The 20084-nt window shown below is 70.5% G+C and carries 24 protein-coding genes; 7 read left to right on the top strand and 17 right to left on the bottom strand.

Annotated elements, in window-relative coordinates:
* Positions 1 to 118: 118 nt before the first annotated feature.
* The 10 genes from EDF53_RS10090 to EDF53_RS10045 all read right to left on the bottom strand — a co-directional run bounded on the left by EDF53_RS10090 (position 119) and on the right by EDF53_RS10045 (position 7015).
* Positions 119 to 406, bottom strand: a complete 288-nt coding sequence (locus EDF53_RS10090) for an HU family DNA-binding protein (protein ID WP_111085379.1) — start codon at positions 404 to 406, stop codon at positions 119 to 121.
* Positions 407 to 695: 289 nt separating this feature from the next.
* A complete protein-coding gene (gene rpsN / locus EDF53_RS10085) occupies positions 696 to 1001 on the bottom strand; it encodes a 30S ribosomal protein S14 (protein ID WP_111085378.1) in 306 nt (101 codons plus the stop codon).
* Between the two features lie 2 nt (positions 1002 to 1003).
* Positions 1004 to 1174, bottom strand: a complete 171-nt coding sequence (rpmG, locus tag EDF53_RS10080) for a 50S ribosomal protein L33 (protein ID WP_017886456.1) — start codon at positions 1172 to 1174, stop codon at positions 1004 to 1006.
* Positions 1174 to 1410 (bottom strand): 50S ribosomal protein L28, encoded by a 237-nt coding sequence (gene rpmB / locus EDF53_RS10075; protein WP_111085377.1) that lies wholly within the window; start codon positions 1408 to 1410, stop codon positions 1174 to 1176. The genes rpmG and rpmB overlap by 1 nt, the downstream gene beginning before the upstream one ends.
* A gap of 230 nt (positions 1411 to 1640) precedes the next feature.
* Entirely contained in the window at positions 1641 to 2333 is a 693-nt protein-coding gene (locus EDF53_RS10070; RefSeq protein ID WP_123293458.1) for an alpha/beta fold hydrolase, read from the bottom strand.
* 10 nt (positions 2334 to 2343) lie between these two features.
* Positions 2344 to 2787, bottom strand: a complete 444-nt coding sequence (locus EDF53_RS10065; protein ID WP_123293457.1) for a Fur family transcriptional regulator — start codon at positions 2785 to 2787, stop codon at positions 2344 to 2346.
* Positions 2784 to 3755, bottom strand: coding sequence for a metal ABC transporter permease (locus tag EDF53_RS10060; protein ID WP_260215371.1), 972 nt, complete (start codon positions 3753 to 3755; stop codon positions 2784 to 2786). The genes EDF53_RS10065 and EDF53_RS10060 overlap by 4 nt, the downstream gene beginning before the upstream one ends.
* Positions 3755 to 4600: a metal ABC transporter ATP-binding protein gene (locus EDF53_RS10055; protein WP_123293829.1), complete on the bottom strand. Its 846-nt coding sequence runs from the start codon at positions 4598 to 4600 to the stop codon at positions 3755 to 3757. The genes EDF53_RS10060 and EDF53_RS10055 overlap by 1 nt, the downstream gene beginning before the upstream one ends.
* Positions 4601 to 4647: 47 nt before the next feature.
* On the bottom strand, positions 4648 to 5559 hold the full coding sequence (locus tag EDF53_RS10050) for a metal ABC transporter solute-binding protein, Zn/Mn family (RefSeq protein WP_123293456.1): 912 nt from the start codon (positions 5557 to 5559) through the stop codon (positions 4648 to 4650).
* Positions 5560 to 5746: 187 nt separating this feature from the next.
* The gene (locus tag EDF53_RS10045) at positions 5747 to 7015 is read right to left on the bottom strand and encodes a PTS transporter subunit EIIC (RefSeq protein ID WP_123293455.1); all 1269 of its coding nucleotides are present in this window, start codon (positions 7013 to 7015) and stop codon (positions 5747 to 5749) included.
* Positions 7016 to 7193: 178 nt separating this feature from the next.
* Between EDF53_RS10045 and EDF53_RS10040 the strand changes: the two genes are divergently transcribed.
* Together EDF53_RS10040 and EDF53_RS10035 are read left to right on the top strand one after the other, a co-directional pair.
* On the top strand, positions 7194 to 7430 hold the full coding sequence (locus tag EDF53_RS10040) for a PTS transporter subunit EIIB (protein ID WP_071253138.1): 237 nt from the start codon (positions 7194 to 7196) through the stop codon (positions 7428 to 7430).
* Positions 7427 to 7879, top strand: a complete 453-nt coding sequence (locus EDF53_RS10035; RefSeq protein WP_123293454.1) for a glucose PTS transporter subunit IIA — start codon at positions 7427 to 7429, stop codon at positions 7877 to 7879. Before EDF53_RS10040 ends, EDF53_RS10035 begins: the two co-directional genes overlap by 4 nt.
* A 98-nt stretch (positions 7880 to 7977) precedes the next feature.
* Here the strand turns inward: EDF53_RS10035 and EDF53_RS10030 are convergent, their stop codons facing one another.
* The 6 genes from EDF53_RS10030 to EDF53_RS10005 all read right to left on the bottom strand — a co-directional run bounded on the left by EDF53_RS10030 (position 7978) and on the right by EDF53_RS10005 (position 14437).
* The gene (locus EDF53_RS10030; RefSeq protein ID WP_123293453.1) at positions 7978 to 8712 is read right to left on the bottom strand and encodes a GntR family transcriptional regulator; all 735 of its coding nucleotides are present in this window, start codon (positions 8710 to 8712) and stop codon (positions 7978 to 7980) included.
* A 129-nt stretch (positions 8713 to 8841) separates the two neighbouring features.
* Complete coding sequence (locus EDF53_RS10025) at positions 8842 to 9423, bottom strand: GNAT family N-acetyltransferase (RefSeq protein ID WP_123293452.1); 582 nt, start codon at positions 9421 to 9423, stop codon at positions 8842 to 8844.
* 71 nt (positions 9424 to 9494) lie between these two features.
* The gene (locus tag EDF53_RS10020; RefSeq protein ID WP_123293451.1) at positions 9495 to 11105 is read right to left on the bottom strand and encodes a dihydrolipoamide acetyltransferase family protein; all 1611 of its coding nucleotides are present in this window, start codon (positions 11103 to 11105) and stop codon (positions 9495 to 9497) included.
* Positions 11106 to 11151: 46 nt separating this feature from the next.
* Positions 11152 to 12111 (bottom strand): alpha-ketoacid dehydrogenase subunit beta, encoded by a 960-nt coding sequence (locus tag EDF53_RS10015; RefSeq protein ID WP_111087054.1) that lies wholly within the window; start codon positions 12109 to 12111, stop codon positions 11152 to 11154.
* An 86-nt stretch (positions 12112 to 12197) separates the two neighbouring features.
* Positions 12198 to 13334 carry a thiamine pyrophosphate-dependent dehydrogenase E1 component subunit alpha gene (locus EDF53_RS10010; RefSeq protein WP_111087051.1) on the bottom strand — a complete coding sequence of 379 codons (1137 nt, stop codon included), beginning with the start codon at positions 13332 to 13334 and terminating at the stop codon, positions 12198 to 12200.
* Positions 13335 to 13357: 23 nt separating this feature from the next.
* Complete coding sequence (locus EDF53_RS10005) at positions 13358 to 14437, bottom strand: histidinol-phosphate transaminase (RefSeq protein ID WP_123293828.1); 1080 nt, start codon at positions 14435 to 14437, stop codon at positions 13358 to 13360.
* A 72-nt stretch (positions 14438 to 14509) separates the two neighbouring features.
* Here EDF53_RS10005 and EDF53_RS10000 point away from each other — a divergent pair, with 72 nt between their 5' ends.
* From EDF53_RS10000 to EDF53_RS09980, 5 genes are all read left to right on the top strand, one after another.
* Positions 14510 to 14908 carry a phage holin family protein gene (locus tag EDF53_RS10000; RefSeq protein WP_123293450.1) on the top strand — a complete coding sequence of 133 codons (399 nt, stop codon included), beginning with the start codon at positions 14510 to 14512 and terminating at the stop codon, positions 14906 to 14908.
* 47 nt (positions 14909 to 14955) lie between these two features.
* The gene (locus EDF53_RS09995; RefSeq protein ID WP_123293449.1) at positions 14956 to 15468 is read left to right on the top strand and encodes a low molecular weight protein-tyrosine-phosphatase; all 513 of its coding nucleotides are present in this window, start codon (positions 14956 to 14958) and stop codon (positions 15466 to 15468) included.
* Positions 15465 to 16850: an adenylosuccinate lyase gene (purB, locus tag EDF53_RS09990; RefSeq protein ID WP_123293448.1), complete on the top strand. Its 1386-nt coding sequence runs from the start codon at positions 15465 to 15467 to the stop codon at positions 16848 to 16850. The genes EDF53_RS09995 and purB overlap by 4 nt, the downstream gene beginning before the upstream one ends.
* A gap of 134 nt (positions 16851 to 16984) precedes the next feature.
* Positions 16985 to 18247 carry a hypothetical protein gene (locus EDF53_RS09985; RefSeq protein WP_123293447.1) on the top strand — a complete coding sequence of 421 codons (1263 nt, stop codon included), beginning with the start codon at positions 16985 to 16987 and terminating at the stop codon, positions 18245 to 18247.
* Positions 18248 to 18249: 2 nt separating this feature from the next.
* Complete coding sequence (locus EDF53_RS09980; protein ID WP_260215364.1) at positions 18250 to 19059, top strand: L,D-transpeptidase family protein; 810 nt, start codon at positions 18250 to 18252, stop codon at positions 19057 to 19059.
* A gap of 86 nt (positions 19060 to 19145) precedes the next feature.
* On the opposite strand, the gene EDF53_RS09975 is transcribed toward EDF53_RS09980, so the two are convergent.
* Positions 19146 to 20060 (bottom strand): LysR family transcriptional regulator, encoded by a 915-nt coding sequence (locus EDF53_RS09975; protein ID WP_123293446.1) that lies wholly within the window; start codon positions 20058 to 20060, stop codon positions 19146 to 19148.
* Positions 20061 to 20084: the final 24 nt, after the last annotated feature.

Below are 20084 nucleotides of genomic sequence, written 5' to 3'. Positions count from 1 at the left end.
AACCGGCACGGGCCTCCCGGTCGACGCAGCGCGACGAACGCGACCCGACGCACCGAACGCACCCCGGAAACGACGAAAGGGACGGCCGAAGCCGTCCCTCCCGATGCGCGGAACAGTCTTACTTGACCGCAGCCTTGAGCTTCGAGCCGGCGCTGACCTTGACCGAGTCGCTCGCGGCGATCTCGATGGCCTCACCCGTCTGCGGGTTGCGGCCGGTGCGGGCGGCGCGGTGCGTCTTCTCGAAGGCGATCCAACCGGGGATCGTGACCTTCGTGCCGTCCGCGACGGACGACGAGACGACGCTGAAGAGCGCGTCGACGACGCCGTTGACGGTGGCCTGGCTCTGGCCGGACTCGGCGGCGACGGCAGCGACGAGCTCGGTGCGGTTCAGTGACTTGTCAGCCATGGATGTCCTCCTCGGACTTCTTGCAGTATCGGTCGGACGGACGTGCCGTCCGGCGCCCGGAGCGGTTGCCCCGTGCCACGGTGCCAGTGGGCCGAGGGCCCGGCGGAACCGGAGTTGAACCTACCAGCCACAAGGGGTGAAAACCGCCGACTCGCCCGGATTTCCGGGCTTGTCGGGCTCCGAGACGGGTGCTAGAGGGGCAGATGTGACCACTGAGGCGCCCTTGTACCCCGGACACAGCGAACGCCCCGCCACCAAGAGGTGACGGGGCGTCGGGTACTGCGAGTGCTTACCAGGAGCTCTTCGTGATGCCGGGGAGCTCTCCACGGTGGGCCATGTCGCGGAAGCGGACACGGCTGATGCCGAACTCACCCAGGTGGCCACGGGGGCGGCCGTCGATCGCGTCGCGGTTGCGGTAGCGGATCGGGGATGCGTCGCGGGGCAGCTTCTGCAGGCCCACGCGAGCGGCCTCACGCGACTCGTCGGAGCCGTTCGGGTCCACGAGGGCCTTCTTCAGCTCGAGACGACGCTCGGCGTAGCGCGCGATGATGACGGCACGCTGGTTGTTCTTCGCGATCTTGCTCTTCTTCGCCATGCTTAGCGCTCCTCACGGAAGTCGACGTGCTTGCGGATCACCGGGTCGTACTTCTTCAGCACGAGACGGTCGGGGTTGTTCCGACGGTTCTTCTTGGTCACGTACGTGAACCCGGTGCCCGCCGTCGAGCGGAGCTTGATGATCGGACGGATGTCCTGACCCTTTTTCGCCATCAGATCTTCTCCCCACGGGCGAGGACGTCCTTGACGACGGACTCGATGCCCCGCGCGTCGATGACCTTGATGCCCTTAGCGCTGACGTTGAGCGTCACGTTGCGACGCAGCGACGGCACGTAGTACGTCTTCTTCTGCACGTTCGGGTCGAAGCGGCGCTTCGTCCGGCGGTGCGAGTGCGAGATGTTGTGACCGAAGCCGGGAACGGCGCCGGTCACCTGGCACACTGCTGCCATGGTTTCCTCCTGAGGTACCGTGCGACCGGACGGCCGCACCCAAGTTCACTTGCCTGGTGCGCACGCGCAGGACCACCGGAGTGGTGCATGCGAGGGGGTTGTGCGCACCGCCCAGGCCCGCAGCCCCTGTCGAAGGGGGAACGGACACCACGCGACCGCGGCGTTCGCGACGGTCGGAGGGCTTGGAACAACGGGTCCACCACGCGGACGTGGAGGACCAAGGGAAGAGCTTACGCGAGCTCCGGGCGTGTCGCAAGCGCACGCACCATGAGTTCCCCGAGTTCGAGCGGCGCCGTGAACATCGGCCAGTGTCCGGTCTCGAGTCCGACGATGCTGAGTTCCTCGGTCGCGACGAGTTCCGCGGCCCAGGTCTGGTGGTCGGCCACCATCGTCGCGAGCTCGGTCGCCGGGATCTCACAGGTGATCACCGTCGCGGGGATCGTGTGCCGGGCGGCGTCGGCGTAGTGGAACCGGTCGGACGGCACGGCGGCCGGCTCCGGGATCGCGCGGTGCTCGAAGGACTCCCGCAACGCCGGCGTCATCCCGCGCACCGTGGCCGGCTCCCAGACGTCCCACGAGGGCAGCGGCACCACACCGTCGACCACGGGCAGCTCGTCGTTCACGCAGCCGCCGGCGGGACCGGGGAACGTGTCGACGTAGAGCAGGTGCGCGACGAGCGAGGGCCGCTGATCGGCGGCCATGTACGCGATCGGTCCGGCGCCGGAGTGTCCGGCGAGCACGACGGGCTCGTCCGGGCTGGCGACGTCGTCCAGGCGCTCCACGAGCGCCGCGACCTGCTCGTCGAGCGTGTCGCCGTCGCGGGTGATCGCCTCGACCGTGTGGCCCGCCTGCAGCAGCACCGAGGCGACGTCGTCCCACGCGCTCGCATCGAGCCAGAACCCGGGGACCAGGATGACGTGCATGGCGCGGACGCTACTCGCCGTCGGCGTCGCCGGTCCGCGGTCCGGCTGCAGCGGCAGATGCCGTGCACACCGCGCACTCGCCGAAGATGTCGACGACGTGGCTGGCGTTCGTGAACCCGTTGGCGGCGGCGACGTCCTGCGCCCACTGCTCGACGGGGTCCGCCTCGATCTCGACGGTCCGGCCGCAGTTCCGGCAGATCAGGTGGTGGTGGTGCGCGTCCGTCGTGCACGCCCGGTACAGCGATTCGCCGTCCTGCTGCAACGAGTCGGCGTCACCCTCGGTCGCCAGGTCGGCGAGCGCCCGGTAGACGGTGGCGAGGCCGATGGTCGAGCCCTCGTCCCGCAGGTGCTGGTGCAGCGCCTGCGCGCTGACGAACCCCTCGGTGGAGTCGAGGGCACCGCGCACCGCTTCGCGCTGCCACGTGTTCCGCTTGACCTTCTGCACGGCGTTCATGCTGGTGCACCCACCTTCGTTTCGGCTGACGTTCCGGAACCGGTTCCGGCTCCGGTTCCGGTTCCGTTCGTTCCGGACGGGAGGCCCGGTGTGCCCCCGCCACGCTGGTCGCGGCGGACGACCCGGTCGCGTCCACGGCGGTCGCGCCGGGCCCCGACGATCCGACAGACCACCCAGATCGCGAACGAGATGGTCGTCACGTAGGGACTGATCGGCAGGCCGCCGCCGAGTGCCAGCAGGATGCCACCGACGACCGACACCACGGCGAACACCGTGGAGAGCACCGGCACGACGACCGGGTGCGAGCTGAGCCGCAGTGCCGCAGCGGCCGGGGTGACGAGCAGCGACAGCACGAGCAGGGCGCCGACGATCTGCACCGACACCGCGGTGGCCAGGCCGAGGACGAGCATGAACACGATCGCGAGCGTCCGCACCGGGACACCGGCGGCCGCGGCGACGTCGGGGTCGACGGACGCGAACATCAGCGGCCGCCAGATGACGAGCAGGGTCGCGACCACGATGGCGGCGATGACGATGAGGAACGTCAGCTGCGGGTTGTCCACCGACACGATCTGGCCGGTGAGCAGCCCGAACTTGTTGGCCGCACGTCCCTTGTAGAGCGCCAGGCAGAGAATGCCGAGCCCGAGACCGAACGGCATGAGCACGGCGATGATCGAGTTGCGGTCACGCGCCCTCGAGCCGAGCACCCCGATGAGCAGCGCCGCGATCACCGACCCGACGAGCGAGCCCGTGACGACGTTGACACCGAGCAGCAGGGACGCGCTCGCGCCGGCGAAGGACAGCTCCGAGATGCCGTGCACCGCGAAGGGCATGTTCCGGGCGACGACGAACGGGCCGATGAGCCCGCCGACGATGCCGAGCACCGCGCCGGCCCAGATCGAGTTCTGCACCAGGGTCACGAGCTCGCCGTAGTCCTGGAACGAGAAGACCGTCGACAGGACGTCCATCAGATCCGCCCTTCGTCCGACGCCGGGGCGTGCGGGTCGACCTCGCCGTGGTGGTGGTCGTGCGCGTCGTTCGCGCCGACGATGACGATGCGGCCCATCGTGCGGACGACATCGACGGGGGTGCCGTACAGGTCGCTCAGCACGTCGGCGCGCAGGACCTCGTCGGGGGAACCGATCCGGAACCGGCCGCCGGCAATGTAGAGAACCCGGTCGACGACGTCGAGGATCGGGTTCACGTCGTGCGTCACGAAGAGCACCGCGGCACCCTGCTGCCGACGCTGCCGGTCGATGAGCTCGGTGACGCCCCGCTGGTGCCGCAGATCGAGTGAGATGAGGGGTTCGTCGCACAGCAGCAGTGCCGGGTCGGCGGCGATGGCCTGACCGACGCGGGTGCGCTGCTGCTCGCCGCCGGACAGCTCGGCCACCGGGGCGTCCGCGAACGCGGTGGCGCCGACCTCGTCGAGGATGCGGTCGATGCGGGCGCGGTCGGCCTTCGACGTCGGCAGGACGCCCCACCGGTGCCCCGTCACACCCTGCGCGATCATGTCCCGCGCGCGCAGGGGGGTGCCGGCCTCCATGAGCCGCTGCTGCGGGATGTAGCCGATCTTCCGGTGCCCACGACGGACGGGCTGGCCGAGGAACGACATCGTGCCGCTCGTCAGGCGCTGCTGCCCGAGCACCGTGCGCAGGAGCGAGGTCTTGCCGGCGCCGTTCGGGCCGAGGACCGCGACGAACTCCCCCGGCGCGATGTCCAGGTCCAGGTGTCCCCAGAGCTTCCGTTCGCCGAAGGACAGCCCGGCGTCGCGCAGGGCCAGGACCGGACGGGCCGCAGCCCGGTCGTCCACCGAGGTGGTCGCCGGGTTGTCGGTCGTCGCTGCTGCGGTCGAGGTCGTCACTTCTGGAGCGCCGCCTGCACCGCGTCGATGTTCGCCTGCTGCCACGAGACGTAATCCTGCCCCTTGGGGAGCGTCTCCGTGACACCGACCACCGGGACGTCGCCCTGGTCGGCGGCCTTCTTGACCTGTTCGGTCTCGGCGCTCGAGGTCTGGTCGTTGTAGGCGAGCAGCTCCACGCTCTTGTTCGAGAACAGCGCGAGGGTGTCCTTGAGTGCTGCCGGCGGGACGTCGTCGCCCTCCTCGATCGCCTCGGAGAACGCTTCGGGGGTGACGTTGTCGAGACCGATCGCGTCGAAGAGGTAGCCCGGCACCGGCTCGGTGTACGCCACCTTCTCGCCGTCGTACGTCTTCTTCAGGTCGGCGGTCTGGGATTCGAGGTCCTCGAGCTTCGTCGTGAGCGCGTCGGCGTTCTGCTCGAACGTGGCCTCGTCGCCCGCATCGAGCGCGGACAGGCGCTTCGTGACGTCGTCGACGAGCTTCACCATCGTCGGGTAGCTGTAGAACACGTGCTCGTTGAACTCGGCGTCGCCGCCCTTGTCCAAGCCGGAGAGCTTCACCACGTTGATGGTGTCGGCCTTCGTGTCCGAGGCGTCGGCGAGCGTGGTCATGAAGTCGTCGTACCCGCCGCCGTTCTCGATGAGCAGGTCGGCCTTCGACACCGCGAGCTGGGTGCGGGCGCTCGACTCGAACGAGTGCGGGTCCTGCGAGGGGTCGTTCAGGATGCTCGTGACCGACACCTGGTCGCCACCGATCGACTGGACGATCGAGCCGTAGACGTTGGTCGAGGCGACGACGGCGATCTTCCCGTCGCTGCTGGCGTCGCCCGAGGCCGAGGAGGTCGCGCAGCCCGTCAGGGCGAGCGCGGCGGCGCCGACGACGAGCGGGAGGGCGAGGAGGCGGTTGTGCATGCTCCGACGGTAGCGCTTGCTGATAACGATTGTCAAAACCGGTATCAGGGCACTGGTGGTGGCGACAGACGGCCAGGAGGCGCGGTGCCAGCTGGCACCGCCTCCCTCGCAGGCTCGGTCGGCGCGCCCCGCGCAACGCTTCGCGTTGCCGCTGAGCGGGGCGCGCCTGTCCGTCACGTGGTGACGTCTACGGCTTGGTGGCCGCGTCGATCGTGTTCTCGGCGATCGTGTCCTCTTCACGCCCGGGCGTGCGGAGGTTCCACTTCTTGATCACGAAACTGAACAGGAAGTAGTACACGACCGCGTAGCCGAGGCCGATCGGGATGAGCCAGATCGCCCCGTCCGCCTTGCCGAAGTTCAGCACGTAGTCGATCGCACCGGCCGAGAACGAGAACCCGTCGTGGATCCCGAGTGCGTTGACCAGCGCCAGCGACGTCCCGGTGAGCACCGCGTGGATGATGTACAGCGGGAACGCCACGAACATGAACGAATACTCGAGCGGCTCGGTGATGCCGGTCACGAACGAGGTGAGCGCGGCCGAGATCATGATGCCGCCGACGAGCTTGCGGTTCTGCGGCTTGGCGTTGCGCCAGATCGCGAGCGCACCGGCCGGCAGCGCGAACATCATGATCGGGAAGAAGCCGGTCTGGAAGATACCAGCGGTCGGGTCGCCGGCGAGGAAGCGCGGGATGTCGCCGTGCACGATGTCGCCGGCCGCGTTCGTGAAGCTGCCGAGCTGGAACCACGGGAAGAAGTTGAGCAGCTGGTGCAGGCCGATCGGGATGAGCATGCGGTTCGCGAACCCGAAGATGCCGCCACCGATCACGGCGTTGTCCGCAACGGCGGTACCGGCTGCCGTGAGCGCGATGTCGAAGTAGCGGTAGACGAATGCCATGAGCACGGCGATGACGAGACCAGCCGCAGCGGTCAGGATCGGGACGAGGCGACGACCGGAGAAGAAGCCCAGGAAGTCGGGCATCTTCGTGCGGTGGAACTTCTCCCACATGACCGCCGAGACGAGCCCCATCACGATGCCGCCGAGGACACCGAAGTTGATGGTCGCCTGGTCACCGTTCGCGTCCTTGACCCCCGCGAGTACAACCGGGGACATGACTGCGAACACCTGGTACATGACCATGTAGCCGACGACGGCGGCCAGAGCGGTCGTGCCGTCCGACTTCTTCGCCCACCCGATCGCGATGCCGACCGCGAAGAGGAGCGGCAGCCAGGTGAAGATGGCCTGTCCGGCAGCCGAGATGACTCCCGCTCCCGTCTCGAAGCCGGGGATCGCGCCGAGCAGATCGGGCTGCCCGATGCGGTTCAGGATGCCCGCAGCGGGCATGACCGCGATCGGCAGGAGCAGGCTCCGTCCGAGGCGCTGGGCGTTGGCGAAGAGCCGGGACTGCTTCTTCGGCTTCTTCTTCTCCGGCACGTCCGTGGCAGTGGTGGCGCTCATCGGAGGTCCTCTCGTCATTGGGTGGAGCTGTCGGGGTGAGTTGAGTCGTGCAGCCAGCGCAGGTAACCTCGGCGGTGTCGCCAGGTCCGGTCCTGTCCGGTCATGACCAGTTCCGTAGTCTGAACCGAGACCGGTCCCGTGTCAACCTGGTACGAAAACCCTTAACGAGGAGGAAACGATGGCCGACATCAAGGCAGCCGACATCATCGCCGCGCTCGGCGGTGCCGACAACATCGAAGAGGTCGAGGGCTGCATCACGCGCCTCCGTGTCGAGGTCGAGGACGGCGACCTCGTCGACAAGGCCGCGCTGCAGGCTGCGGGCGCCCAGGCCGTCGTCGGCGGCGGCACCGGCTGGCAGGTCATCGTCGGCACGGTCGCCGACAACCTCGCGCAGGACATCCAGGACGAACTGTGACGGCGGTCCGCACGCCGTTCGCCGGCCCGGTCGTCGCCCTCGCTGACGTGCCGGACCCGGTGTTCGCCGGCCAGCTCGTCGGCGCCGGTGTGGCCGTGGACCCGACGGGCGTCGAGGGCGCGGTCACCGCGGTGGCCCCGGTCGACGGCACCATCGTGAAGCTGCACCCGCACGCGTTCGCGCTGCAGGGCTCGGCGGGCACGGACGTCCTCGTGCACGTCGGCATCGACACCGTGAAGCTGTCGGGCGAGGGCTTCGAGCTCCTCGCCACCGAGGGCTCGACGGTCACGGCCGGCGACCCCGTCGTCCGGTTCACCCCGTCGGTGATCTCGGCCGCCGGCTACTCGCCGATCTGCCCCGTCGTGGTGCTCGGCTCCGCGCCGGACACCGTCGACCAGGGCACGGTGGGCACCTCGGTGCTCGACGGTGACACCCTGTTCGAGGTCTGACCCGGGCGCACCCCGGTTCTTCCCCGGTCCTTCCCGCCGAAGCGACTGTGTACCACGAACTGCTCGCGGCACACAGTCGCTTTCGCGTTCGTGCCGGACTACGCGACCGCCGGGGTCGCGGTGACCTCCATCTGCACCCGGTAGCGGTCCGAGCGGTACCAGCTGCGGGTGTGCTCCACGGGGCGCTCCCCCGCGTACGACACCCGGTCGAACTCGAGCACCGGGGCCCCGGTCTTCGTGCCGAGCAGGGTCGCGACGTCGTCGGCGGCCGGGTTCGCGGCCACCGTCTGCTGTGCCCGGTCGATCGGCGTGCCGTACTCGTTCGCGATGATCGAGTACACCGACCCGGACAGGTCGTGGTCGAGCAGCCCCGGGAACGCATCGGCCACGAGCCAGGCGTCGTCGATCGACACCGGAGCGCCGTCCGCCATCCGGAGTCGCTTCACGTGGAAGGCCGACACCTCGGCGTCGAGCCGCAGCGCCGCCACGGTGTCACTCGGCGGCACACGTTCCTCGCGCACCAGGACCACCGTGGTCGGGACGTGGCCCATCGCGCGCATCTCCTCGGTGAACGAGGCGAGGTGCAGCGTCGACTGCACGGGGCGGTGCGCCACGAAGGTGCCCTTGCCGCGCACACGCTCGAGGTAGCCCTCGTTGACGAGCTGCCCGAGTGCCTCGCGCACGGTGATCCGTGAGACGCCGTACTCGGCGATGAGCTGGCGTTCGGACGGGATCGCGGCGCCGGGGGCCAGACGGGCGGTAGCGAGGTCGAGCAGGATGCGCCGCAGCTGCTGGTGCTTCGGTTCGGCACCCTCGGTGATGCGGCTCGTCATGCGTCCCTCGTGCTCCGTTGCTGGTCCTGGGTGGTGGTCATGCGCGGACATGACCAGTTCCCATCACAGTAGCGAGTCGACCTCGGAACGCCAACGTGCGTGACGTTCCGCGTGGACCGGCGGGAGGGTTCAGGCGTTGCGGACGAGCCAGGCGAACTGTTCGTCGGAGAGCAGCCGGTCGGTCCAGACCTGCCCCTCGACCCCCGCGGCGGACGACGTCTGCACCCCGGGAGCCCCCTGCCACACGAGTGACAGCCCGGCACGACGGAGCACCGCGGCGGACGCGGGGTTGTTCGTGAGCACGCGACCCGTCACGGGGACGTCCGGCGCGGTCTCGCCGGCGGCTCGCACGGCAGCGAGGGCGATCTCGGACGCGAAGCCCTGCCCCCAGGCCGCGGGAGCCAACCGGTACCCGAGGTTCCAGACCCCACCGGCGGTCATGTCGACCCCGCCGACCCCGACGAACGCGTGGTCTGCAGCCGTGCGGACGGCCCACGAACCGAGTCCGTGTCGGGCACGACCACCGATCTTCCGCTGCACCAGGTCCACGCTCGAGCTCCGGGCGACGTGCCGTCCGCTCGGCAGGTGCTGCCAGGTGCGGGCGTCGGCGAACACCGCGTGCACGTCGTCGATGTCGGCCGGCGTGAGCGGGGTGAGCAGGAGGCGATCCGTTCGGATCTCCTGCGAGGGGGTCAGGAGCTGGTGGACCATGCCCCGATCATCCCCCGCACCACCGACATCCGTGTGAACACCACGCGACGATTGCGGAAGGCCGCACGCACTCAGTCGAGCAGGAGCGCCGGCTCCTCGAGCACCGAGGCCACGTCGTGCACGAACCGCGACGCCACGTCGCCGTCGACGACGCGGTGGTCGAACGAGGCGCCGATGGTCGTCACCATGCGCGACCGGACCTCGCCGTCGACGACCCACGGCTTCGGCTTGATCGTGCCCATGGCGACGATGGCGACCTCGCCCGGGTTGAGGATGGGGGTTCCGGTGTCCATGCCGAACACGCCGATGTTCGTGATCGAGACGGTGCCGTTCGCCATCTGCTTCGGCGTCGTCTTGCCGTCACGAGCGGTGAGGGTGAGCTCCTCGAGCGCCTGCGCCAGCTCGAGCAGCGACATGTCCTGCGCGTCCTTGATGTTCGGCACGATGAGCCCACGAGGGGTCGCCGCGGCGATGCCGAGGTTCACGAAGTGGTGGACGATGATCTCGCGATCGGTCCAGGTGGAGTTCACCGAACGGTTGCGGCGGACGGCCCAGATGACGGCCTTCGCCACGATCAGCAGTGGCGAGACCTTGACGCCGGCGAACGTCGGCGACGCCTTCAGCCGCTTGACGAACTCCATCGTGTGGGTCGCGTCGACGTCGACGAACAGCGACACGTGCGGTGCGGTGAACGCCGAGGTGGTCATCGCGGTCGCGATGGCCTTGCGGACGCCCTTGACCGGGATCGTCTCGCTGCGCACCTCGCCCCACTCGGGCGTCTCGATGTTGCGGAAGACGCTGGCCTGCTTCGCGTGCCGGATGACGTCGTCGCGGGTGACCTCGCCGGCGAACCCGGTCGCGACGATCTCGGTCAGCTCGACACCGAGGTCCTTCGCGAGCTTCCGGATCGGCGGCTTCGCGAGCACGTTGGTCGCGAGGGTCTGCTTGCGCGCGGGCGCGGAGGCCAGACCGGCGATCGCCTCGGCGGTGGTGTCCTCACCGGGATCGCTGGCCGCTTCGGCCGCTGCTTGCGCATCCACACTGGAGGCACGGCTCGCCTCGGCCGCGAGGGCTGCGGCCCGGCGGGCGCCCGGCTTGCGACGCGACGGCGACGAGGTCGCCGAGCCGTAGCCGACGAGGACGGCGCCGGAGGACTCGTCCGTCCCGACGACGGAAGCGCCGTCGGCGACGGGCTGCACCGGTGCTGCCGGTGCAGCCGTGGGCGCGGCAGCGACGACGGGAGCAGGTGCAGCAGCAGGTGCCGGGGCCGCCGCGGGGGCGGGCTGGGTCTGCGCGACCGGAGCCACCGGGGCGGGCGCTGCCGGCGGGGTCGGGGCGACCACGGGCGAGGTCGGGACGCTGTCGGCGACCGGTGCCGGGCCTCCCGGCCGAACCGCCGGCGCGGCCGGAGCGGCGACTGGTGCACCGGACGCGACCGACGCGTCGGACTCGACACGGATGATCGGCTTGCCGACCTCGACCGTGTCACCCTCGGACACGAGCAGCCCCGTGACGGTGCCGGCGAACGGCGACGGCAGCTCGACGAGCGACTTCGCGGTCTCGATCTCGACCAGGACCTGGTCGACGGTGATCTCGTCCCCGATCGCGACGCGCCACTGCACGATCTCGGCCTCGGTGAGGCCTTCGCCCACGTCGGGCAGGGGGAATTCGGCGACGGCCACTTACGGCTCCTTCGGCGTTCGGACGAGTTGGGTCAGTCGAGCTGGATCAGTACGCGAGGGCGCGGTCGACGGCCTCGAGGACGCGGTCGGCGTCCGGCAGATGCAGGTGCTCCAGCTTCGAGACCGGGAACGGGATGTCGAACCCGGACACCCGCAGCGGCGGCGCCTGCATCGTGTAGAACGCCTTCTCGGCGACGGTGGCGGCGATCTCGCTGCCGACACTGACGAAGCCGGACGCCTCTTGCGCGATGACGAGGCGACCGGTCTTGCGGACCGAGGTGAGGATCGGGTCCCAGTCGATGGGCGAGATCGAGCGGAGGTCGATGACCTCGCAGCTCGTGCCCTCGGACTCGGCGAGCTCGGCGGCCTGCATGAGGGTCGCGACCATCGCACCGTGACCGACGAGGGTGACCTCGGTGCCGGTGCGTGCCACGCGCGTGGTGTGCATCGGGACGTGCCCGTCGACGAGGTCGACCTGGCCCTTGGGCCAGTATCGCGACTTCGGCTCGAGGAAGACGACCGGGTCCTTCGAGGCGATGGCCTCTTGGATCATCCAGTAGGCGTCGTTCGGGGTGCTCGGGCTGACCACGCGCAGACCGGGGGTGTGCGCGAAGTACGCCTCGGGCGACTCCTGGTGGTGCTCCACGGCACCGATGTGGCCGCCGTAGGGGATCCGGATGACGACGGGCAGCGACATGTGCGCCGGCAGCCGGTTCGCCATCTTCGCGAGCTGCGAGGTGATCTGGTCGAAGCCGGGCCACACGAAGCCGTCGAACTGGATCTCGACGACCGGGCGGTAGCCGCGCAAGGCGAGGCCGATCGCGGTGCCGATGATGCCGGCCTCGGCGAGCGGGGTGTCCCGCACGCGCTCGGGGCCGAAGCGGTCCTGCAGGCCCTCGGTGATGCGGAAGACACCGCCGAGCTGGCCGATGTCCTCGCCCATCAGCAGGACCTTGTCGTCCGCCTGCATCGCCGCAGCGAGCCCGGCGTTGAGGGCCTTCGCCATCGGCAGGGTCGGGGTGGGGTCGCTCGGGACCTCGCCAGCGCCCGGGTGGGAGCGCAGCGTGTAGTCGAAGAGCTGCTCGGTGGTGCTCATGCGTGGGCGCCCCCTTCGAAGCCGGCCTCGTACTGTTCGAGCCAGGCCTTCTGCTCGGCGACCAGCGGGTGCGGCTCGCGGTAGACGTTGTCGAACATGACGTCGACGGACGGCGGGGTCAGCGCCACGGTGCGCCGGCGGACGTCGGCGGCGATGTCCTCGCCCTCTTCGTCGAACGCGGCGAACTGCTCGTCCGTCGCGCCCTTCGAGCGCAGGTACGCCTCGGAGCGGACGATCGGGTCGCGGCGGACCCAGTCCTCGAGCTCGCCGTCCGCTCGGTACCGACTCGGGTCGTCCGAGCTGGTGTGCGCGCCGATGCGGTAGGTGTCGGCCTCGATGAAGGCCGGACCCTGGCCGCTGCGGGCGTGGTCGGTGGCGACGACCGAGGCCGTGTACGAGGCGAGGATGTCGTTGCCGTCGATCAGGACGCTCGGGATCCCGAAGCCGCGCGGGCGGTCGACGAGCGGCGTCGGCGACTGCACCGAAACGGGCACCGAGATCGCCCAGTGGTTGTTCTGCAGGAAGAAGACGACGGGGGCCTTCGTCGACGCCGAGAACACGTACGCCTCGTTCACGTCGCCCTGGCTCGTCGCTCCGTCGCCGAAGTAGACGATGGAGCACGCGTCACGGTCGGGGTCGCCCGTGCCGACGTCACCGTCGAGCTTCTGGCCGAGCGCGTAGCCCGTGGCGTGCAGGGTCTGCGAGCCGATCACCAGGGTGGAGATGTGGGTGTTGCCGCGCTGGTCCGGGTCCCATCCACCGTGGGTCTGCCCGCGGTACATCGCGATGATCTCCATCGGCTCGACACCGCGCTGCATCGTGACGGCGTGCTCGCGGTACGAAGGGAAGACGTGGTCCTGGGCGCGCAGGGCGAACGCGGAACCGGTCTGCGCCGCTTCCTGCCCGTGACTCGGGACCCAGAGGCCGAGCTGGCCGGTGCGCTGCAGGTTGTGGCCGGCGTGGTCGAACCGTCGGGTGAGGACCATGCGGCGGTGCATCGCCAGCAGGGTCTCGTCGGGGATCGCCCGCGCGGCGGCGGCGAACTCGGCGTTCTCGTCGGACTCCACGAACCGACCCTCGGGGTCGAGGAGCCGGACGGTGGTCGTCGCGGGAGCCGCGGCGCGGAATGACATGCGGGCCAGCGTAGCGGCAGGCATCAGTCGGCCACCTGGAGGTCCCCCACAAGCGAGCGGGCCGTTTCGAGGAGCGTTTCCACAGCCTCGTGCTCGCCGATCGAGATGCGGATGCCCTCCGGCGGGAAGGCCCGCACGATGATGCCGGCCTCCTCGAAGGCGGCGGCCGCGGCGACCGTGCGGTCCCCCGTCGGCAGCCAGACGAAGTTGCCCTGGGCGTCCGGCACGGCCCACCCCTGCTCGCGGAGCTCGGTGACGATGCGGTCGCGGAGCGCGGCGATCTCGGAGACCCGCTCGAGCAGTTCGCCCTCGCGTTCCAGGCTGGCCAGTGCGGCCGCCTGCCCCTGGGCCGTGACGGAGAGGGGGATCGCGCACGCGCGGACCGCCTCGAGCACGTACACCGGGCCGAGGGCGTAGCCGACGCGCAGCCCGGCGAGCCCGTACGCCTTCGAGAAGGTCCGGAGGACGACCAGGTTCGGGTAGCGGGCCAGCAACGGGTGCCCGTGCACGGCGGCCTCGTCGGTGGCGAACTCGGCGTATGCCTCGTCGAGCACGACCAGCACGGACTGCGGCACCGCGGCCATGAAGGACGCGAACTCGGACTCGGTCACGATCGGGCCGGTCGGGTTGTTCGGCGTGCACACGATCACCATGCGGGTGCGGTCGGTGACGGCGGCGGCCATCGCGTCGAGGTCGTGGCCGCCGTCCGGCCGGTTCGGCACCTGCACGCTCGTGGCACCCGCGACGGTGACGACGCCGGGGTAGGCCTCGAACGACCGCCAGGCGTAGACGATCTCGTCGCCCGGGCCGGAGGTCGCGCGGGCGAGCTCGTGCAGGATCGCGACGCTGCCGGGGGCGACGTGCACCTCGTCGGCGGTCAGTCCGAAGCGGTTCGCGAGCGCGGCACGGACGGCCAGGGCGGTGGCGTCGGGGTAGCGGTTGAACGCGGTCTGCGCCTGCACGGCCTGGACCACCCCGGGGAGCGGGGGGAACGGGTTCTCGTTGCTCGACAGCTTGAAGGCGTCGTCGGCGGCCTGGCGTCCCTGCTTGTAGGCGGGGAGGACGGCGATCTCGGGCCGGATGTGCACACGCTCGTCAGTCACCTGCACAGGCTAACCCGCGGCCGTGCGGGCGGTGTCGGTGACTGCGCGGGTGTCGGAGGGCATCATGGGTGCATGCGATTCCTCGTCCGCCTCGTCGTCAACGCCGTGGCCCTCTGGCTCACCACGCTCATCGTCAGCGGCGTCTCCGTCACCGCGTTCGGCGACGGCGGGACCACGGCGACCGTGCTCACCTACCTGCTCGTGGCCTTCGTGTTCGGGCTCGTCAACGCCGTGATCGGCACGCTGATCCGGATCGTGGCGTTCCCGATCTACATCCTGACCCTCGGGCTGATCTCCTTCATCGTGAACGCGGTCCTGCTGCTCATCGTCGCGGGCATCTCGGACGCGTTCGGCTTCGGGCTCGAGGTCGAGTCGTTCGGCTGGGGCATCGTCGGGGCCTTCGTGCTCGCCGTCTTCGCCTGGCTGATCGGGCTGTTCGTCCGCCCGGTGCTGAACCGCCAGCGGGCGTGACGCGGACGGACCTCGCGGAGGACACCTCCCTGCGTCATGATGTGACCATGGCCCCGGACGTCGACGCCCCGTTCCGCGTCTCGTTCGTCTGCAGTGGCAACATCTGCCGGTCCCCGATGGCCGGCGTCGTCTTCGCGCAGATCGCCGCGGACGCCGGGCTCGCCGAGCGCTTCCACGTCGAGTCGGCCGGCACCGGTGACTGGCACGTCGGCGAACCGGCCGACGAGCGCACGATCGCAGCCCTCGCGGCACGCGGATACGATGGCAGCAGGCATCGCGCCCGTCAGTTCGACCCGGACCGGTTCCCGGACCTCGATCTGGTGGTCGCACTCGACCGCTCCCACGAACGCGTCCTGCGATCGTGGGCACCGACCATGGACGACTCCGCCAAGGTGACGCTCCTGCTGCGGTACGACGACGCCTGGCCCCAGCAGACCGACGTGCCGGACCCGTACTACGCGGACCGGCACGAGTTCGACCGAGTGCTCTCGACCGTCGAACGGGCCTGCCGGGCGCTCTTCCACCAGCTCGAGCCGGCCGTCCGTCAGGGAGCCCCATGACCCCCCTTCCCCCGCAGCCGATCAGCCCGCTCGACGGGCGCTACTACCCGATCGTGCACACGGTGGGCGAGCACCTCTCCGAGGCCGGGCTCAACCGCGCGCGCATCGTGGTCGAGGTCGAGTGGCTGGTCTTCCTGACCGACCACGCGATGTTCACCACCTCGCCGCTCAGCGTCGACGACAAGGCCGCGCTCCGGCGCATCGTGGAGACCTTCGGCCACGACCAGATCGCCGAACTCGCCGAGATCGAGGCGACGACCCGCCACGACGTCAAGGCCGTCGAGTACTTCGTCCGCCGCCGGCTCTCGGAGCTCGGGCTGGACGCCATCGCCGAGCTGACCCACTTCGCCGCCACGAGCGAGGACGTCAACAACCTGTCGTACGCCCTGACCGTGCGCGACACCGTCGACCAGGTCTGGCTGCCGGCGTACCGTGCCGTGCTCGAGAAGCTGCGGACGCTCGCCGTCGAGCTGCGCGCCGTCCCGATGCTCTCGCACACGCACGGGCAGCCCGCGACCCCGTCGACGCTCGGCAAGGAGCTCGCGGTCGTCGTCTACCGGCTCGAGCGCGTCCTGGCCCAGATCGAGGGCGGCGAGTACCTCGGCAAGTTCTCCGGCGCGACCGGCACCTTCTCGGCCCACCTCGCCGCCGACCCCGAGGCCGACTGGCCGACGCTGTCGCGCGATTTCGTCGAGGGCCTCGGACTCACCTGGAACCCGCTCACCACGCAGATCGAGTCGCACGACTGGCAGGCCGAGCTGTACGACCGGATCCGGCACGCCAACCGCATCCTGCACAACCTGGCGACCGACGTGTGGACCTACATCTCGATGGGGTACTTCACGCAGATCCCGGTCGCCGGTGCCACCGGGTCGTCGACGATGCCGCACAAGATCAACCCGATCAAGTTCGAGAACGCCGAGGCGAACCTCGAGATCTCGTCGGCGCTGTTCTCCACGCTGTCCGAGACCCTCGTGACCAGCCGGCTGCAGCGCGACCTGACCGACTCCACCACGCAGCGGAACATCGGCGTCGCGTTCGGGCACTCGCTGCTCGCGCTCGACAACCTGCGCCGGGGCCTCGGGGAGATCTCGGTGAACGAGGCCAAGCTCGCCGACGACCTCGACCACAACTGGGAGGTGCTCGCCGAGGCCATCCAGACGGTCATCCGTGCCGAGGTCACCGCCGGGCAGTCGAACATCGAGGACCCCTACGCGATGCTCAAGGACCTCACCCGCGGCAAGCGGGTGACCCAGCAGGACCTCATCGTGTTCGTGAACGGTCTGGACATCTCGGACGGCGCGAAGGCCCGGCTGACGAACCTGACGCCGGCGACGTACACGGGCCTGGCGGACGAACTGGTCGACCACCTCGACGTCTGACGCTGTTCACCTGCACGATGTGAACACTGTGCTCCAAAGGGGTGCGGAATCCTCATGAAGTCGGTAGATTCGTTCCGCTGAGCATCGTCTCAGCACGGGGGCGTCACAGAGGACGACCCCTGTCCTCTGACCGGATGGATCTCCACACCGTGCTTCGTTCCCGCATCACCGCGGCCGCCGTCGGCGCCACCGTGCTCGGCGTCACCGCTGCGCTCGTCCCCACCGTCTCCACCGCGAACCAGACGACCACCGCCGCGTCGGCGATCGTGACCTGGACCGACTCGGCCGCCGACTTCACTGCGGCACCCGAGGGCACCGTCCCGCTGAACGACAAGTGGTACTGGGCGGCGCTGTCCGACCCGACCGCCGGCGGGGAGATCACCGACTTCGCGACGCTCGACGAGGACGGCCTGTCGGTCTCCGACGGCGAGGCCGTCGGCCTGGTCCGCGGCCTGACGAAGCCGGTGCCCGGCGGCGAGGTCGGGGCGCTCGCCTCCGGCCTCAGCACCACGACGACCGGGGCGACGAGCTTCGGCCTCGCGATCCAGGAGGGCGGCGACACCAGCGCGCAGACCGTCGTCTTCGCCACCGACGCCCGCAACACCGACGGTGTCAGCGACGGCCTCACCCGGTGGATCGACCCCGCCACCGGCGAGGTCGAGTCGACCTCGAAGCTCGCCACCGACCTGAAGGCAGCAGACGCCGAGGTCGTCGGCTACGTCGTCTACGTCGGCATCGACATCACCGCCGAGGTCCCCGCACCGCCCGCGACCGACGAGCCGACCGAGACGCCGGCCCCGACCGAGACGCCCGCCCCGACCGAGACGCCCGCCCCGACCGACGAGCCCACGGTCGCACCGACCACGGCGCCGACCGACGAGCCCACGGCACCGACCACCCCGGTCGAGGAGGCACCCGGCGCTGAGCTGAAGAGCCTCGCCTCGCCGCTCGAGTCCGACGCCCAGGCCCTCGCCGCCGACGCCAGCGGTTCGATCTCGGCCCTGCGCATCGACGACACCACGACGTACTTCACGCCGCAGCCCACCGCGGCAGCACGTCTGCTCACCACCTCCGCCACGCTGACCGAGGCCACCACCACCGGTGTCCGCGTGCAGGGCTCGGGCTTCGCCCCGAACGAGGTCGTCACCGCTGCGGTCGGCGACGCAGCCGACGCCGTCGCGATCCCCGGCGTCCAGTTCCGCGCCGACGCTGACGGCAACGTCTCCGGGACCATCGTCCTGCCCGCCGACCTCGTCGACTCCGCCGGCACCTACGTGCTCGGTCTCGTCGGCCTGTCGTCGGGGCAGACGGCCGCGACGACGCTCACCGTGACGGCTGACGCCGCCACGGCGCCGGTCGCCGTGCCGGTGCCCGGAACGGCGACCTTCACGGGCTGATCTTGCCGATCCTCCCGACCGAGCCACGGCGGCGCGCGACACTGATCGCCGCCGCCGTGGCCGTCGTCTGCGCCGGGGCGGTGGCGTTCGTCGCCCTCGGCCCCCTGTCGGCGGCCCCCGCGCCGACCCCGACACGGTCCGTCGCCGCGAGCGCGACGCCGCCCCCCACGGCGACACCGGGCCCGACGCGCTCCGCGGGCCCCACCGATGCGGTCGACGCGCCCGCGAGCACCACCGTCGCCGCAGTCCGCGGTGACAGCGTGCCGGTCAGCAGTACGCCCGGTGGTACGGCCACGACCACCCTGTCGAACCCGCAGCAGTCCGGCGCACCACTCGTGTTCCGCGTGGTCGACCAGCAGGACGGCTGGGCGCAGGTACAGCTCGCGCAGCGTCCGAACGGCAGCACCGGGTGGGTCCCGACGAGCGCGGTCACCCTCACCGAAGACCCGTACGCCATCGTGGTCACCCGCGAGGAGAACACGCTCGACCTGTACAAGGACGGCGAGGTCGTCGACAGCTACCCGGTGGCCACCGGCACCGGCGGCACCCCGTCACCGACCGGCCGCTTCGCCCTGACCGAGCTGCTCGCCCCGACGAACAGCGGCTACGGCCCGTACGCGTACGGCACGACGGCGTTCTCGGACGTGCTCAACTCGTTCGGTGGCGGCCCGGGCCAGATCGGCCTGCACGGCACCGACGACAGCTCGAGCATCGGCACCGCTGCCTCGCACGGCTGCATCCGCATGCACAACGCCGACATCAGCGCCCTGGCCGAGCTCCTGCCGCTCGGCACACCGTTCCAGGTGCGCTGAGCGCGTTTCCGCGCACGAAGCGGGTCTGCCGTGGCGCACACCCGGACTGGAGGCACGGCGTGCGCCCGGCAGTGGGCGCGACCGTCTCAGGTGGTGACGTCCAGTGCCTCGGCGACCAGCGCCTCCAGGACGGTGCGCACCACGGGGCGGACCGCACGGTCGGGGCGGACCAGCGCCTCGATCCGGCGCCCCGCACGCACGTCGGCCAGCTCGGCCAGGTGGAACCGGCCGGACGCCCGGGTGCCCGAGGTGTACCGCGGCACGAGCGCGACCCCGTGCCCCGCGGCGACCAGGTTCTCGATGACGGGCAGGTGGATCGTCCGGAAGGCGACGCTCGGCGGGGCGTCCGACGCCGCCGCCATCGCCTGCAGGACCCGGTCGATCGGGTAGCCCTCGGGCACGCCGATCCAGGTCTCGCCGACGACCTCGTCGATCCCGACCCGCTCACGACCGGCGAGCCGGTGCCCCGGTGGCACCGCGACGTCGAGCGGTTCGCGCAGGAGCGGCACCGTCTCGACCGATCCCTGGTCCGCCGGCCGCACCCCGTCCGACCGGTGGCCGACGACGATGTCGTGGTCGGCGGCCAGGGGTGCGAACTCCCCCTCGCTGACGTCCAAGTCGACGAGGGCCAGCTCGATGCCGGGGTGCGCGCGCATCCGGGTGAGGACTCCGGGCAGCAGCAGTTCGGCCGCCGACGGGAAGATCGCGAGGTCGACGCGGCCCGTCGCGCCACCCAGGTGCTCCTGCCACGCGGCGTCGACCCGGGCGATCGCCGTGGCGACGCCGGCGGACAGGCCGGCCAGCACCTCGCCGTGGGCGGTGAGCCGGACGCCGCGTCCGATGCGCTCGATGAGCGGGACGCCCACCTGCCGCTGCAGCGTCTGCAGTTGCTGCGACACCGCGCTGGGCGTGCGGTGGGTGGCCTCGGCGACGGCGGTGACGCTGCCGCGCTCGGCGAGTTCGCGGAGGACGGCGAGCAGGTGCACGTCGAAGTCGACCATGCAGGGAGGCTACAACGTCGGTTG

It is taken from the genome of Curtobacterium sp. PhB78 (genome assembly GCF_003751685.1).
Lineage (GTDB): Bacteria > Actinomycetota > Actinomycetes > Actinomycetales > Microbacteriaceae > Curtobacterium.
This window is presented reverse-complemented; position numbering and strand designations above follow the sequence as displayed.

Bases quoted from the DNA above. Each gene is read 5' to 3' on its own strand.
- EDF53_RS10010 (WP_111087051.1), bottom strand. From the start codon at position 13,334: ATGTCATTCCGCGCCGCGGCTCCCGCGACGACCACCGTCCGGCTCCTC.
- EDF53_RS10030 (WP_123293453.1), bottom strand. From the start codon at position 8,712: ATGACGAGCCGCATCACCGAGGGTGCCGAACCGAAGCACCAGCAGCTG.
- EDF53_RS10025 (WP_123293452.1), bottom strand. From the start codon at position 9,423: ATGGTCCACCAGCTCCTGACCCCCTCGCAGGAGATCCGAACGGATCGC.
- EDF53_RS10000 (WP_123293450.1), top strand. From the start codon at position 14,510: ATGCGATTCCTCGTCCGCCTCGTCGTCAACGCCGTGGCCCTCTGGCTC.
- EDF53_RS10065 (WP_123293457.1), bottom strand. From the start codon at position 2,787: ATGAACGCCGTGCAGAAGGTCAAGCGGAACACGTGGCAGCGCGAAGCG.
- rpmB (WP_111085377.1), bottom strand. From the start codon at position 1,410: ATGGCAGCAGTGTGCCAGGTGACCGGCGCCGTTCCCGGCTTCGGTCAC.
- EDF53_RS10090 (WP_111085379.1), bottom strand. From the start codon at position 406: ATGGCTGACAAGTCACTGAACCGCACCGAGCTCGTCGCTGCCGTCGCC.
- purB (WP_123293448.1), top strand. From the start codon at position 15,465: ATGACCCCCCTTCCCCCGCAGCCGATCAGCCCGCTCGACGGGCGCTAC.
- EDF53_RS10015 (WP_111087054.1), bottom strand. From the start codon at position 12,111: ATGGCGAAGGCCCTCAACGCCGGGCTCGCTGCGGCGATGCAGGCGGAC.
- EDF53_RS10060 (WP_260215371.1), bottom strand. From the start codon at position 3,755: ATGGACGTCCTGTCGACGGTCTTCTCGTTCCAGGACTACGGCGAGCTC.
- EDF53_RS10040 (WP_071253138.1), top strand. From the start codon at position 7,194: ATGGCCGACATCAAGGCAGCCGACATCATCGCCGCGCTCGGCGGTGCC.
- EDF53_RS09995 (WP_123293449.1), top strand. From the start codon at position 14,956: ATGGCCCCGGACGTCGACGCCCCGTTCCGCGTCTCGTTCGTCTGCAGT.
- EDF53_RS10050 (WP_123293456.1), bottom strand. From the start codon at position 5,559: ATGCACAACCGCCTCCTCGCCCTCCCGCTCGTCGTCGGCGCCGCCGCG.
- EDF53_RS10045 (WP_123293455.1), bottom strand. From the start codon at position 7,015: ATGAGCGCCACCACTGCCACGGACGTGCCGGAGAAGAAGAAGCCGAAG.
- EDF53_RS10070 (WP_123293458.1), bottom strand. From the start codon at position 2,333: ATGCACGTCATCCTGGTCCCCGGGTTCTGGCTCGATGCGAGCGCGTGG.
- rpmG (WP_017886456.1), bottom strand. From the start codon at position 1,174: ATGGCGAAAAAGGGTCAGGACATCCGTCCGATCATCAAGCTCCGCTCG.
- EDF53_RS09975 (WP_123293446.1), bottom strand. From the start codon at position 20,060: ATGGTCGACTTCGACGTGCACCTGCTCGCCGTCCTCCGCGAACTCGCC.
- rpsN (WP_111085378.1), bottom strand. From the start codon at position 1,001: ATGGCGAAGAAGAGCAAGATCGCGAAGAACAACCAGCGTGCCGTCATC.
- EDF53_RS09985 (WP_123293447.1), top strand. From the start codon at position 16,985: ATGGATCTCCACACCGTGCTTCGTTCCCGCATCACCGCGGCCGCCGTC.